Source organism: Olleya sp. 1-3, assembly GCF_002836085.1.
Classification (GTDB): Bacteria; Bacteroidota; Bacteroidia; order Flavobacteriales; family Flavobacteriaceae; genus Olleya; species Olleya namhaensis.
In genome coordinates this window covers 73,839-87,241 of the sequence record NZ_PJBW01000010.1, presented here as the reverse complement: position 1 = coordinate 87,241, position 13,403 = coordinate 73,839, and the positions used below count along the sequence as shown (strand labels likewise).

Annotated in this window: 16 protein-coding genes; 2 read left to right on the top strand and 14 right to left on the bottom strand. The window is 31.9% G+C overall.

The window, feature by feature from the left end:
• Positions 1–22: 22 nt before the first annotated feature.
• From CXF54_RS11410 to CXF54_RS11380, 8 genes are all read right to left on the bottom strand, one after another.
• Positions 23–493: an outer membrane beta-barrel protein gene (locus CXF54_RS11410; RefSeq protein WP_101203642.1), complete on the bottom strand. Its 471-nt coding sequence runs from the start codon at positions 491–493 to the stop codon at positions 23–25.
• A 55-nt stretch (positions 494–548) separates the two neighbouring features.
• Complete coding sequence (locus CXF54_RS15715; protein ID WP_116823882.1) at positions 549–701, bottom strand: lmo0937 family membrane protein; 153 nt, start codon at positions 699–701, stop codon at positions 549–551.
• A 26-nt stretch (positions 702–727) separates the two neighbouring features.
• Positions 728–1,195, bottom strand: coding sequence for a hypothetical protein (locus tag CXF54_RS11405; protein WP_101203641.1), 468 nt, complete (start codon positions 1,193–1,195; stop codon positions 728–730).
• A gap of 21 nt (positions 1,196–1,216) precedes the next feature.
• On the bottom strand, positions 1,217–1,795 hold the full coding sequence (locus tag CXF54_RS11400; RefSeq protein WP_090841762.1) for a hypothetical protein: 579 nt from the start codon (positions 1,793–1,795) through the stop codon (positions 1,217–1,219).
• 266 nt (positions 1,796–2,061) lie between these two features.
• Complete coding sequence (locus CXF54_RS11395; RefSeq protein WP_101203640.1) at positions 2,062–3,846, bottom strand: CHASE3 domain-containing protein; 1,785 nt, start codon at positions 3,844–3,846, stop codon at positions 2,062–2,064.
• A 3-nt stretch (positions 3,847–3,849) separates the two neighbouring features.
• Complete coding sequence (locus CXF54_RS11390) at positions 3,850–4,296, bottom strand: response regulator (protein ID WP_101203639.1); 447 nt, start codon at positions 4,294–4,296, stop codon at positions 3,850–3,852.
• Position 4,297: 1 nt separating this feature from the next.
• On the bottom strand, positions 4,298–4,867 hold the full coding sequence (locus CXF54_RS11385; protein ID WP_101203638.1) for a helix-turn-helix domain-containing protein: 570 nt from the start codon (positions 4,865–4,867) through the stop codon (positions 4,298–4,300).
• Between the two features lie 58 nt (positions 4,868–4,925).
• Entirely contained in the window at positions 4,926–5,288 is a 363-nt protein-coding gene (locus tag CXF54_RS11380) for a hypothetical protein (RefSeq protein ID WP_157823439.1), read from the bottom strand.
• Positions 5,289–5,455: 167 nt separating this feature from the next.
• On the opposite strand from CXF54_RS11380, the gene CXF54_RS11375 reads away from it, so the two are divergent.
• Entirely contained in the window at positions 5,456–6,622 is a 1,167-nt protein-coding gene (locus CXF54_RS11375; protein WP_101203636.1) for a DUF3095 domain-containing protein, read from the top strand.
• Here the strand turns inward: CXF54_RS11375 and CXF54_RS11370 are convergent.
• Entirely contained in the window at positions 6,619–7,590 is a 972-nt protein-coding gene (locus tag CXF54_RS11370; RefSeq protein WP_101203635.1) for an endonuclease, read from the bottom strand. The two genes, CXF54_RS11375 and CXF54_RS11370, sit on opposite strands and share 4 nt — an antisense overlap.
• Before the next feature lie 77 nt (positions 7,591–7,667).
• Between CXF54_RS11370 and hflX the strand changes: the two genes are divergently transcribed.
• A complete protein-coding gene (gene hflX, locus CXF54_RS11365; protein ID WP_101203634.1) occupies positions 7,668–8,897 on the top strand; it encodes a GTPase HflX in 1,230 nt (409 codons plus the stop codon).
• A gap of 214 nt (positions 8,898–9,111) precedes the next feature.
• Here the strand turns inward: hflX and CXF54_RS11360 are convergent, their stop codons facing one another.
• The 5 genes from CXF54_RS11360 to CXF54_RS11340 all read right to left on the bottom strand — a co-directional run bounded on the left by CXF54_RS11360 (position 9,112) and on the right by CXF54_RS11340 (position 13,344).
• Positions 9,112–10,041 carry a DUF3078 domain-containing protein gene (locus CXF54_RS11360; protein ID WP_101203633.1) on the bottom strand — a complete coding sequence of 310 codons (930 nt, stop codon included), beginning with the start codon at positions 10,039–10,041 and terminating at the stop codon, positions 9,112–9,114.
• Between the two features lie 105 nt (positions 10,042–10,146).
• Positions 10,147–10,662 carry a DUF2480 family protein gene (locus tag CXF54_RS11355; protein ID WP_101203632.1) on the bottom strand — a complete coding sequence of 172 codons (516 nt, stop codon included), beginning with the start codon at positions 10,660–10,662 and terminating at the stop codon, positions 10,147–10,149.
• Positions 10,663–10,681: 19 nt separating this feature from the next.
• Positions 10,682–12,517, bottom strand: a complete 1,836-nt coding sequence (locus CXF54_RS11350; RefSeq protein WP_090841740.1) for an ABC transporter ATP-binding protein — start codon at positions 12,515–12,517, stop codon at positions 10,682–10,684.
• 12 nt (positions 12,518–12,529) lie between these two features.
• The gene (locus CXF54_RS11345; protein ID WP_090841737.1) at positions 12,530–12,856 is read right to left on the bottom strand and encodes a DUF59 domain-containing protein; all 327 of its coding nucleotides are present in this window, start codon (positions 12,854–12,856) and stop codon (positions 12,530–12,532) included.
• 62 nt (positions 12,857–12,918) lie between these two features.
• Entirely contained in the window at positions 12,919–13,344 is a 426-nt protein-coding gene (locus tag CXF54_RS11340; RefSeq protein ID WP_090841735.1) for a SufE family protein, read from the bottom strand.
• Positions 13,345–13,403: the final 59 nt, after the last annotated feature.

Below are 13,403 nucleotides of genomic sequence, written 5' to 3'. Positions count from 1 at the left end.
TTGTGTTAATAATAATTTGTTTTTAGAATCTATAGCGTATCCCTAAGGCTATATCAAAATCTACATCGTCACTATAATCATCATCAAATCCTAATTCTGGTCTAAAGTCTAATGATAATTGTAAGGGAATATCAAAATTATATTCGATACCAATGTCTCCTGCTACTAATGCAAACGTCCCATCGTTATTCCCGTTATCGTAAGATCCAAATCCGGCTCCAGCACCAACGTACCAGTTAAAACTGTCGTCTATTGGCATTACCCATTGGTATAAACCAACTAGTTTAAAAACGTCTAAGTTATCTGAGTCTCTCCAACCTAAGTCAAACTCTAATCTGTTGTTATCATTTAGGTGTCTTTGGTATGAGATTTCTGCTCCAAGACCATCATTGTCTCCTAGTCTTAAACCTAAAGCGTTTTTAGATATGTCTTGAGCGTTTACTGTAAATGCTGTAAGTGTAAGGGCTAGTACTGAGAATATTAATGTTTTCATTTGTTTTTGTTTTAGTGTTATGTTTTTAATGTTTTGTTTTAGTTAAGTCGTCTTGTTAGACTCCTTTTCCTCCAATAAGTCTTAATAAAATGGCAATTACTGCTATGACTAATAATATGTGAATTAATCCACTTGCACTGTAGACAAAAAAGCCTAATGCCCAACCAATTACTAGTATTACTGCGATGATATAAAGTAGTCCTCTCATGATGTTATGTTTTTTAGATTAATAGTTTATTTTTTTTGTTTAAAAGATTCGATAATTTTAGACTTAGGGACCTCTGTATTACCCATAAGTTTTACCATTTTTTCTGCTTGATCTGCACTTGTTGCTACACCTGTTGCATAACCGCGATCTGTTACAACTCCCCAAGTATAAACTTGCTCTGTACTTTTAGCTTTACTTAGATTTATACTAGTAATGTCTTTTTGAAGTATTGTTGCTGTTTTAGAGACCATTGCTATTTGTTTGTTGGCATCCTTTAAATTGTCTGCAGTTCCTGTAAAAACACCTGTGGTTGTTTTTATAGACCATTGATAAATTTGCGTTTCGGCATCATCCTCTGGCTCAATAGGTGTATTAATTGGTAATGTTATGCTAGTATCTGTTAATAGTTGTTGATCTAGTAAATCAAGTTCTGCTGCGTTTGCGAATAAAGTACTTGAAGCGATAAGTCCTAATGTAATAATTGCTGTTTTCATAGTTAGATGTTTTAATTGTTGTTAACTGTTAGTGTTAAGGGTGTTAATTATATTTTTTGTTCTGGTTAAGCTGTCGTTAATTTTTGAATCTGCTTTAACAATCAGTTTTTTAAACGTTTTGCTATTTGTTGTTTTTGATAGCTTGTCTAAAAGAAAGAGCTGATTATCTATTATAGCTTTCAATTTTTGTAATGCTTTTATTTTGTTTTCTTGGCTACTATCTAATACAATATTACTAGGTGATATTTCTGAGTAATTTGGTATTGATATTAGTTTGTTAGTGGCTACTGTATTAAATGCTTCAGCTATTTCAATGTGCGTTTCTTCTATCTTTTTTATTAATGCTACTGCGCTATCCTTAGTGACTACATGTTGTAATTTTTTACTTAAGTGGATAACATCTTGATTATCCTTTGATAACATTAATAATAGTTTTGCTTCGTTTTTATTAGTTGCTATTGTTTGTTGTGTTTGCTCTGTTTCTTTATTCTGTTGGCTTTTACTTTTAATAAATTCGTCACAAGAATTAAAACTTAAAGCAATTAGTAATACTGTAAAGAAGAGAACAACTGTAAATCTTCTATTTTTCAGATATTTCATTTTTTTATTACTTGTTAATTATTGTTGGTACAAAGATGCAACCGACTTGTTTGTTTGCTGTTACATCATTTTTGATATTGTTTACAGAATTAGCATCTTGTGTGTTACATTCCGTATTAAATACAATGCAAAGTTGCGTTATAACAAGAGGTTTGCTGTTACATCATTTTAGTATAAGGTTATATGATTTCAATATAGCGTTACATTTTATGCATAAAAAAAGCCTTACGAGATGTAAGGCTTTAGATATATTAAAATAAAATAATTTAGTCAATTGGGAGGAAAACGGTAAAGGTTGCACCTTTATTAGGTTCTCCCTTTGCGGTGATATACCCTTTATGGTTTTCTACAATTTTTTTGCATATAGATAGACCAATTCCGGTTCCAGAATATTCGTCTTTGTTATGTAGTCTATTAAACAGTGTAAATATTTGCTCGGCATATGTGTTATCAAAACCAATACCATTATCTGTAAATACTAGTTTATGATAAAACTGATTTTTAGGTTTTGTAATACCGTCTTCTTTATCTGCTTCTACAACTTGATGTGTGATTTCTATTTTTGGAATTACACCTTCTGCTTTGTATTTAATAGCGTTACCCAATAGGTTAACAAATAGTTGCTGAATTTGAAACGGGATGACTTTCATAGACGGAAATGCATCTGATGTTATAATAGCATTTTCTGCTGAAATAACTTCTGCTAGGTCCTGTTTTGCAGCTTCAAAAATCAAGTTTATATTAGAGTCTTCAAAAACTTTATCGGCTTTGTTTGATCTAGAAAATTGTAATAAATCATCAATTAGTAAACGCATTCTAGTTGCTGCATTTTTGATTCGGTCTATATAACGAATCCCTTTTGGTGACAGTTTATCAACTTCTTCATCTTCTAATCGTGATAAAAAAGTTTGAATTTTTCTTAGTGGTTCTTGTAAATCATGACTGGCAACATAATTAAAAGAAGACAATTCTTTGTTGTTTCGTTCCAACTCCGCATTACGCTCTTCTAGTACTTTAAAGCTAATAATTTCGTCAGTTATATCTGCTGTTGTGCCAAGTAACACGGTTTCATCTTCATCATTAACTAAAGATTTACCATAAGCCTTTAGATGTTTTATATTTCCGTTTTTATGAACCACTCTGTAATAGATGTACGGTAGCTCAACATTCTCCTTCATTTGTTCTACTTGCTTACTTAGCTGGTCCACATCTTCTGGATGTACGTAGGTTAAAAAGTTTTCTATGGTAGGTTTAAAAGATTGTGGCTGTTCGCCTAATAATCTATATAAATTATCAGAATAGGTAAATGTGTTTGTTTTTACATTCCAAGTCCAACTACCGTGTTTACTTACAATTTCTGACTGGTTTGTGGATTCTTTAAAAATTTCTAATTCTTCGTTAGTAGCTTTTAACTGTTTGATGTTTTTGTAAATACTATTGTATGCAGCATACATTAATAATAACGAACATAGTAATAAAGAAAACAATAATAAAGGCGTTGCCATTAAGTCGCTTTTATATTCGTTATTTCGTTGGTTTAGAAGGTTGTTTTGTATAGCAATAGCGCCCTTAATTTGATCTCTAATACTATCCATTAACACTCTACCATTCTTGAAGTTTTGGATAAAAGCAGGATCATCAATATCATTTTTTGGTAAAGACCTGTAAGACGTTTGAAAAGCTAATAACCTTTTGTTAATTAATAGGTTTAGATCCTTTAAGCTATTGGTTAAAGTAGTATTGTCTTTTGCTAAAACTTTAAGCTCGGCAAAACTGTTGTTTATTTTACTACGTCCGGAAATATAAGGCTCTAAAAATACAGAGTCGTTAGTAATTATATAGCCACGTTGCCCTGTTTCGGCATCTTTTAAATAAGACAAAACCTGCTCTAGCTCGACATTTACCTTATATGTATGGGTAATCATCTCAGAAGATTTTGTGACCTCAGTAATACTTCTGTACGTTAAGGCACCAACAACAAGAATAACCAATGCGCTTATATAAAGCATGGTTCTTAAAAAGGAAATATTATTTGATAATGTTTTAATCATAGTTTAAAAACGAAGTAAAAAGTTGTCTTTATTCATGCTGTTAGTGTGGTATTGCCAGTTAATGGTAACAACTTCGGCTAATACTTTTTTTAGTGTTTTAAAATCACTTGGTTTTTTAATATAAATATTTGCGCCTTGAATAAAAGTGTTTTCAATGTCTTCTTCGGATGCTGAGGTCGAGTAAATTGCAATTGCAATATCTTTAAATTTAGCGTTTTGCTTGATTTCTTTTAAGCATTCCAAACCTGATTTTCTTGGCATATTTAAATCTAAAAACAAAACGTTTGGTAGCAAAGCATCATCACTATTTAAATAGTCCATTAAGTAAACACCGTCATTAAAAGTTTTAACTCTTGTGGTTATTTTAATGTCATCAAATGCATCGGTAAAAAACAACCTATCATCTTCGTCATCATCTGCTAGCGTGATGTTTATATAATCTTCCTGCATATTAGTCTGTCTTATTTTGTTGGTTTAAGGCTCTTCTTTTGGCTATAATTCGCTGAAAAGCGGATGGTGTAATTCCCGTTGTGTTTTTAAACTGTGTGCTTAAATGCGCTACGCTTGAATAGTTAAGTCTGAAAGCAATTTCAGTTAAACTGAATTCTTGTTTAATAATTAATTGTTTTGCGAATTCTATTTTTTGAAGAATTATAAAATTCTCAATAGAAGTATAGGTAACTTCAGAAAACAAGTTGCTAAGATAGCCATAGCTATGTTCTAAAGTTTCGGCTAAATATACAGAGCTTTTTACGTTTACCACAACGTCTTCATTAAACACCATGTCAATAATAGTGTCTTTAATTTTCTGAACCAAAATACTTTTTTGATTCTCAACAATATCAATTTGATAATTTGCTAAAGCATTTTGCAGCTGGTCTTGTTTTTCTTTAGATAGTTTTTCTAAAACTTCTATTTCGCCAAAACCTACAGACTTATATTTAATACTATTATCATTTAGTATTTGCTCTAAAACTATTTGGCAAATGGCATTAAAATCGAATTTAAAAAACAATGTCATAGTAAATAATTAAGTTACAAAATAAAGATAATATTATAAAGATACTAAATTCTAATTTTTAGTTTTTAATAACAATTTTAGTGATTTTAGCTAAATTGTTAATAGTGTATTTGGTAAGGTCTTCGGTTGCTTTTTGATCTAAAACAAATACAGTGTCTTTGGTGGTAATTACTACATTTTGATTGCTATTGGTGTTGACAGTGTAGTTTGGGACCTTTACTTTTATATCAAAATAAGTGTCATTAATAGTAAGTCCTAAGGCTTTATTAATAGAAGTGGTTTTGTCTGTGTTGTTAGTAGTTTTTGTAGTATTTATTGGAGTTAAATGACTCACTATTTTTACCTCGTTATTTGTAGACATAATTATTAATGGCATTATGCAAAGGGTAGTAATTATTAAAAGGATTTTGTTGGGTTTCATAATTTTAGATTGTGATTAGTTAATGTCCAACAAAGGTATTGTGACATTATTTTTTTTAGTTACACAATTTTTTAGTGTTGTTATATAATTTGCAATGACATCTGATTATTGTGTTAATAACGTATCTTTAAAATCTGAGTGTTTATTTAATTAATGCTTATTGGTGTATGAAATCTGATTTAAATTTTTATAAAAAGATCTCTAAAAATAGTCTGCCCTTAACAGACCTTTTAAAGGATGAGAGCTTGTTTTCTAGTGTGCCTAAAAATTGGTCTATTGTTGTGACGGATATCGAAAACTCAACAGCAGCAGTAGCAAACGGGTTTCATAACGATGTTAATTTGTGTGCTACAGGTAGTATAATAACAGTTTTAAATACTATAAAAACAGTTAATAAAAAGATTGAAATCCCTTATTTTTTTGGAGGTGATGGGTCCACATTTATTATACCTAATACTATATTAACTCCCGTTTTAGAGGCTTTAAATAATTATAGTCAACATATAAAAAACACTTTAAATCTTAATTTAAGAGTAGGACATTTAGAGCTAGAAAAGGTTTATAACAATAATGTAACCTTAAGGATTACTAAGCTTAGACACAACAAATACCTTACAACTCCCGTGGTTTTAGGTAATGGTATAAAATATGCCGAAAACGTTATTAAAGATAATTTTAAAGCGTCTCATGTTGATACTAGTGTATTAGCGCTTAACTTAGAAGGTATGGAATGCCGATGGGACGAGATTTACCCGAGTCAAACTGATAAAAAAGTGATTTGTTTACTTGTAAATTGTAATGACGAAAAAAAGCAAGCCGAAATTTACGAGACAATAATGAATGAGATTAACTATGTTTTTGGCGACTTAAATAATCGTAATCCAATTACCGCTTTAAAACTTAGGCTTAACACATCCATTGAAAAAATAAAAAAAGAAATGCATGTTAAGTTGGGTAAAAACAAAACCAGCTATTTATTAAACAATTGGTTAATTACTATTTTTGGAAAGTACTATTTTAAGTTGTTTAAAGCAGGTAAGCGTTATGTGTATAAAGTCAGCCAATTGTCTGATACCATTATGTTAGATGGGTCTATTAATACAGTAATTTCTGGTACTAATAAACAGGTTAGTAGGTTGCAAATATTGTTGGATGATTTAGAGTCAAACAATAAAATTATTTACGGATTACACACCACACACGCGTCTATTATGTCTTGTTACATTCAAGATCGTAAAGAAAAACACATCCATTTTGTAGATGGTACAGAAGGTGGGTATACTAGTGCAGCTATTATGTTTAAAGAAAAACTTAAAAACAGAAACTTTAATTAGGTTAGTTTTTTCTTTAAAATCATGTACACCGGAAAGTGATCACTATAACCGCCTTTGTAGTTTTTTCCAACATAAGTACGGTAAGGCGTGCCTTTATATTTGCCATCTAATTGTTTTAAAAAGTCCGCATCGTAAATATCTGCTTTGACATATCTAAGACTTTTAGGTTTACTCTCAAAAAAGTTAGGCGTAAATAATATTTGATCAAACAAGTTCCATTCAGAGTGGTGACTTGTCGTCCCTCTGTCAATAGATATTAAAGTTTCCATTGGATTAAATAATCCCTGGTTTTCCATTAATAGTTCTATGCTTTTATCATTTGGATTATCATTAAAATCGCCCATAACAACAATTCTAGCATCCGGAATATTATCTTTTAAAGTACCAATAATAGCCTGTAAATTAGTAGAGGCTGTAAGTCTTTTGTGTTCGGTTTCATAACCTCCCGTGCGTCGTGATGGCCAATGGTTTATTAAAAAATGAATCGATTCACCTAAAAACAATCCGGACACTAGTAATATGTCTCGGGTATAATCAGAGCTGCCATCCTCATTTTTAAAACTAAACGTAAACACCTCAGAGTTGGTCACTTTAAATTTTTCGCTATCGTAAACAAAAGCGACATCAATACCGCGTTCATCTTTACTATTGTAATGCACAAATTGGTAGGCATATTCTTTTAGATGTTTGGAGTTAATTAAATCTTTTAAAACAGCTTCATTTTCTATTTCGGCCAAACCAATAATCGCAGGATGTGCTTTCGTTTCCTTTTTACCAATGTTAGAAATGGCATACCCAATTTTACGTAGCTTATTATTATAGCGTTTTATAGTCCAACGTTTTTCTGAGGTTGGAATAAAGTCTCTATCACGCGTTAAATCATCCTTATAAATATCAAATAGATTTTCTATATTATAAAAAGCAAATGTGTGCTGTAAGGTTTTTGTTTTAAAGATGTTAAATTTCAATAGTATAAATTTAGAAGCCTAAAAATAGCGAATTTATTATGGATACAATTGCGTAACTTTGTAGTATAATTATTTATATGTTAGAAAAAAAAGATATATCGCTTGAAAAAGCAGTTTTAATTGGTGTTGTAACTAAAGAACAAAACGAAGAGAAATCTAAGGAATACCTTGATGAGCTTGAGTTTTTGACCTTTACAGCAGGTGGTGAAGTAGCAAAACGATTCACCCAAAAAATGGAAATGCCTAACCCTAAAACATACATAGGGACAGGTAAAATGGAAGAGGTAAGACAGTATATTGAAGACAATCACATCGGGACTGCTATTTTTGATGACGAGTTATCGTCGTCTCAAGAGCGTAACATAAGTAAAATCCTAAACGTAAAAGTATTAGATCGTACCAATTTGATTCTGGATATTTTTGCACAGCGTGCACAAACTAGTTATGCCAGAACACAGGTAGAGCTAGCACAATGTCAATACCTATTACCAAGACTAAGAGGGATGTGGACACACCTTGAGCGTCAAAAAGGGGGTATTGGTATGCGTGGACCTGGAGAGACAGAAATCGAAACAGATAGACGTATTGTCCGTGATAGGATATCCTTGCTTAAAGACAAGATAAAGACTATTGACAAGCAAATGTCAGTACAACGTGGTAATCGTGGTAAGATGGTCAGAGTAGCTTTAGTTGGATATACCAATGTTGGTAAATCTACTTTGATGAACACTGTTAGCAAGTCTGAGGTCTTTGCCGAAAACAAATTATTTGCAACCCTTGATACAACCGTTAGAAAAGTAGTCATTCAAAATCTACCTTTTTTATTAACGGATACCGTAGGGTTTATTCGCAAGTTACCAACACAATTAGTAGACAGTTTTAAAAGTACCTTGGATGAGGTTAGAGAAGCAGATCTATTATTGCATGTTGTAGATATTTCGCATCCAAATTTTGAAGACCATATTGAGTCTGTAAACAAAGTTTTGGGCGAAATTGACAGTGCAGACAAGCCAATAATAATGGTGTTTAATAAAATAGATGCTTACCAGGCCAAACCATTTGACGAGACGGATTTAATTGCCGAGCGTACCGGAGAACATTACTCTTTAGCAGAATGGAAAAAAACATGGATGAGCAGAGTAGGAGAGGATAACGCACTATTTATTTCTGCCTTAAACAAACGCAATTTAGAAGATTTTAAAAAGCGTGTTTATGATGAGGTTAGAGAAATACACGTGACGCGTTTCCCTTACAACCATTTCTTATATCCAGATTACGATTACGATAACTTAGACGAGGAAGAGTAGTATAATGTGGGCGTTACCCTAAAAAGGGTCAGGCTGTCCGTTATATCTTTTTTGTAATACTAGTAAACCTGCTTGTTATTTATAGATCTAACAGTTAAAATTAAACTTGGTTAACAGTAAAATAGTTTACAAAAAAGGATGCCACTTCCATCCTTAACGCATAAAAAAAAGCACCTTAAAAAGGTGCTTTTTTTATTATGTATTGTAATTACTATTATAATTGGTAGTTTAAACCAACTAACCAGTAAGATTGTAATTTGTTATCAGCACCAGATAAAGTAGTACCTTGGAAGCTTGCAGCTTCTTGTTTGTTGCTTCTTAAACCAAAGTCAAAACCAACACCAATCATTTTCCATAAGTTGTAACCAAAACTGTTTATCCAAGTAAAGTTAGATAAATCTCCATCTTCGTAAGATTGGAAAGTAGAGAAGTTAGACTTAAAGCTAATTGCTCCAATTTGACGTGTATAGTCAGCAACTATTTTTGCTCCTAAAGACGATTGGAAAATCGCATCATTTTTAGCAAATACAAAGTTGTAGTTTAATGGGTGTGCAACAACTATTAAGTTTTCAATAGGTGTCCAAGTTAAACCAACACCAACATCTAAATATCCTGGGTCGTTAAAGTTATCTAAGATTGTAGTTCTGTATTCTGCTAATCCAGATACTGCTAAGTTTTTAGCAATGTTTCTTCCGTATAAAGAAGAGATGTTAAAAACATCTGTAGTAGCGTTAAAATCTTTATCATCTACTTCAAAAGGAGTTCCGTCTAAATTGTCATTAGCTTTGTTATCTAATTTTACCCATCCTAAGTTTACGTTAAGATTGTTTCTCCAGAAAAACTTTTCTTCAATTAAGTTAGCAAAACCGTTAACAGTTATACCAATGTTTCCAGAAGCGTTGTTTGCTGCACTTTGAGAGTACCAGTTGCTAAATTCAGAAATACTTCCTCCAATAGTACCAAAAGCACCTTTTCTCCATCCTGGTAAAGCATCTATTTGCGCTTGTAAAGCATTAGCTTCTGCTTGTGCTGCATCAGCAACAGCTTGCTTTTCTACCTTTTGAGTGTGTAATTCTTCTTTTGTTTGGGCATTCATAGAAACCATTCCTAATAATAATGCACCTGTTAAAAATATTTTTTTCATAATTCTTATAGTTTTAGTAAATCGGTTGCAAATATACGGTTTAGAAGTAATAACTCTTAAAATAACAAAAAAACACAAACAGCTAATAATCAGATGATTGTGTTTTTAAAGAAGCTGTTGACGTTTAAATAATGGCACAAAAGAACACGCCTCGCCGTACATGATGTTTTTAGCGTAAGGTTTAAGCTTGTTTGTTATCATAACATAAGCGTTTATAGGCACTGGAAGCTTACTGCAGCCTTTAATAATAACCGGCTTATCCTGGTAAATAGTACCATCAATTGCGCTAATTATGTCTTGGTAAATAGCAGTCTCTAAATCCTCAAGTGTACCAATATGGCTCTTTTCGACAAAAGGCTGTAAATTTACGACCAGTAACATAAAAGCCCAATCCGGAATGATAGCATCGGCGCTACATGTGATAGCTACGTACTGATTTTGATACTGACTCCAGTCATGATTTTTGATGTAATTTCTAAAATCTTGCTCTTTTAAAACCAATTCTTGAAACAACCAATCCTTAATATCTAGCACAACACGTTTTCCCTTTGGATAATAATCCTCAAGGTCAATAGTTACTAGTTTGCTATTCGCAACGCGATTAATAATCTCTTCAGCCATAATTTAAAAATAAGTAATATTATTGGTAACCTTCTGCTTGTAGTTTAAATAAGTCGGCATATAATGACTGGTTAGCCATTAACGCTTCATGTGTACCCATTTCTAGTACACGACCTTCGTCTAGTACTAAAATCTTGTCTGCTTGTCTTACAGTGCTAAATCTGTGCGAAATGATAATACTGGTTTTGTCTTTTGTTAAACCTATAAAACGATCAAAAACATCGCTTTCCGCTTTAGCATCTAAAGCAGAGGTAGGCTCGTCCAAAATCATCACTTTAGCATCTTTCATATACGCTCTAGCTAATGCTACTTTTTGCCATTGTCCACCAGACAATTCTTGTCCTTTAGCAAAACGTTTTCCTAGTTGTTGGTCGTAACCTTTTTTAAGTTCTGACACCACTTGGTTAGCTAAACTTAGCTCGGCTGCATTTTCAATCTTTTCTTGATTGTTTATTTCTTTAATATCGCCAATAGCTATGTTTTCTCTAACGGTAAATTCGTATTTAAAAAAGTCTTGAAAAATCACACCAAAAAAAGCTTGATATTTTGCTTTGTTAAATCTATTAATATTAACGCCATCTAATAATATTTCGCCAGACGTAGGTTCGTAAAAGCGCAATAATAACTTAGTTAATGTTGTTTTACCAGCACCATTTTGGCCAACAAATGCTAATTTTTCTCCTGCTTTAATTTTAAAGCTAATCCCTTTTAATATTTTGTTGTCAGATTCTGGATAAGAAAATTCCACATTTTTAAATTCAAACCCTTCACTTATCGTTTCTGGTAGTGGCATATCCTCGTTATGTTTTGGTTTTATTGAAATATCAATAAAATCAAAATAGTCTTTTAAATATAATGCGCTTTCTGATATACGTGTAAACTTAGAAAAGAAGTCTTGTAAGTTTCTTGTTAATCTATTAAAAGCACCCGATAAAAAGGTTAATTCTCCTAAAGTAATAACGCCAGAAATAACACGATAAATTATAAACACATACGCACCATAATAACTTAAGGTTCCCAAAACATTAAAGACAAAACCTAAAGCAGATCTTTTTATTGCTAGTTTTTTGTTGAGGTCGTAATATTCTTGAGATAGGTTTTTAAAACGGTCTACTACAAAGTCTGTTAGACCAAATAGTTTAATTTCTTTTGCTGTTTTATCATTTGCTCCTATAAATCTTAAGTAATCTAATTCTCTTCGTTCTGCAGTCCAACCTCTAGCTAAGGAGTATTGTTGTTGACTAAAATAGATTTCATTTATAAAAGACGGAATAATACTTAATACTAAAAGGATAATTAGATAGGGTTCAAAGTATATTAAACCGGCAACAAGTGTTGCAATGGATATTAAGCTTTGTACTTCTCCTAATGCATTTGACATTAAACCAACACGACTAGTGGTTTGTGTTCTGGCACGCTCTAATTTATCGTAAAACTCAGAATCTTCAAGTAGACTAATATCTATTTGATTGGTTTTTTTTATGATTCTTACAGAGGTGTCAATAGAGTAGGCGTCACCTAATAAACTATCCGTCAATTGTATGGCGCGACTAATTAAATCAGATAATACAATTAAACCAAATTCGATACCAACATAGGTCCAAAGCTGTGTAAGGTCCGAAGCATCTAATTTGGTTTGTATTATAATTTCGTCAATTATTATTTTACCAATCCATAGAATAATAACTGGTAAAACAGCACCAATAAGTCTGCAAAAAGCAGAGCCTAAAAATAGTTTTTTATTGGTGTTCCAGATTTCTTTAAAAAATCTAGGGATATAAATTAAAGCGCTAAAAGATTTTTTGAGATTGGTTTTATTACCTTCTTTTAGCGATTTTGGTGCTTGTCTAGCCATTGTGTTTTGGCATTAAAGCATACCAAGCTCTAGTTTAGCTTCTTCACTCATTAAATCTTGCGTCCATGGTGGATCAAAAGTAATTTCTACTTCGGCATCCTTAACATCGTTTAAAGATTTTACTTTTTCTTCTACCTCTAAAGGTAACGTTTCGGCAACAGGACAGTTAGGTGTTGTTAATGTCATTAAGATTTTTACATCATAATCTTCGTTAACAAAAACATCGTAAATTAATCCTAATTCGTAAATGTCTACTGGTATTTCTGGATCAAAAATGGTTTTTAAAACCTTTACTATTTTTTCTCCTAATTCTGCTGTATCTATTGTAGTCTCGCTCATTTTTTACTTTTTCATTTCCTTTTAAAAAGAAAATTTGTTTTTTTTAATTCCGCTTAAGCGAATTAATTTAATTGTGTTTGATATGCTATGGCATACATTTTTATCTGTTTGATCATACTTACTAAACCGTTAGCTCGTGTTGGAGATAAATGTTCTTTTAAGCCAATCTCGTCGATAAAATCTGTGTTTGCGTCTAGGATATCTTTTGGGTGCTGATTAGAAAATACGCGTATTAAAATAGCAATAATACCTTTAGTTATAATGGCATCACTATCAGCTGTAAATTCTATTTGATCATCATTAAGCTCTGCATGTACCCATACTTTACTTTGGCAACCCTTGATTATATTGGATTCTGTTTTGTATTCTGGAGCTATAAGCGGTAATGATTTTCCTAAATCGATCATGTATTGATAACGCTCTTCCCAGTCTTCAAACATGGAAAATTCATCAATAATCTCGTCTTGTATTTCTTTTATAGTCTGCATTTTCAATATAATTTCAGGTACAAAATTAATCAATATTCACTGATTAATTACTAAAGAAG

What these genes read in the sequence shown, in the direction of transcription:
- CXF54_RS11410 (WP_101203642.1), bottom strand. Translation starts at nt 493, where the DNA reads ATGAAAACATTAATATTCTCAGTACTAGCCCTTACACTTACAGCATTT.
- CXF54_RS15715 (WP_116823882.1), bottom strand. Translation starts at nt 701, where the DNA reads ATGAGAGGACTACTTTATATCATCGCAGTAATACTAGTAATTGGTTGG.
- CXF54_RS11405 (WP_101203641.1), bottom strand. Translation starts at nt 1,195, where the DNA reads ATGAAAACAGCAATTATTACATTAGGACTTATCGCTTCAAGTACTTTA.
- CXF54_RS11400 (WP_090841762.1), bottom strand. Translation starts at nt 1,795, where the DNA reads ATGAAATATCTGAAAAATAGAAGATTTACAGTTGTTCTCTTCTTTACA.
- CXF54_RS11395 (WP_101203640.1), bottom strand. Translation starts at nt 3,846, where the DNA reads ATGATTAAAACATTATCAAATAATATTTCCTTTTTAAGAACCATGCTT.
- CXF54_RS11390 (WP_101203639.1), bottom strand. Translation starts at nt 4,296, where the DNA reads ATGCAGGAAGATTATATAAACATCACGCTAGCAGATGATGACGAAGAT.
- CXF54_RS11385 (WP_101203638.1), bottom strand. Translation starts at nt 4,867, where the DNA reads ATGACATTGTTTTTTAAATTCGATTTTAATGCCATTTGCCAAATAGTT.
- CXF54_RS11380 (WP_157823439.1), bottom strand. Translation starts at nt 5,288, where the DNA reads ATGAAACCCAACAAAATCCTTTTAATAATTACTACCCTTTGCATAATG.
- CXF54_RS11375 (WP_101203636.1), top strand. Translation starts at nt 5,456, where the DNA reads ATGAAATCTGATTTAAATTTTTATAAAAAGATCTCTAAAAATAGTCTG.
- hflX (WP_101203634.1), top strand. Translation starts at nt 7,668, where the DNA reads ATGTTAGAAAAAAAAGATATATCGCTTGAAAAAGCAGTTTTAATTGGT.
- CXF54_RS11360 (WP_101203633.1), bottom strand. Translation starts at nt 10,041, where the DNA reads ATGAAAAAAATATTTTTAACAGGTGCATTATTATTAGGAATGGTTTCT.
- CXF54_RS11355 (WP_101203632.1), bottom strand. Translation starts at nt 10,662, where the DNA reads ATGGCTGAAGAGATTATTAATCGCGTTGCGAATAGCAAACTAGTAACT.
- CXF54_RS11350 (WP_090841740.1), bottom strand. Translation starts at nt 12,517, where the DNA reads ATGGCTAGACAAGCACCAAAATCGCTAAAAGAAGGTAATAAAACCAAT.
- CXF54_RS11345 (WP_090841737.1), bottom strand. Translation starts at nt 12,856, where the DNA reads ATGAGCGAGACTACAATAGATACAGCAGAATTAGGAGAAAAAATAGTA.
- CXF54_RS11340 (WP_090841735.1), bottom strand. Translation starts at nt 13,344, where the DNA reads ATGCAGACTATAAAAGAAATACAAGACGAGATTATTGATGAATTTTCC.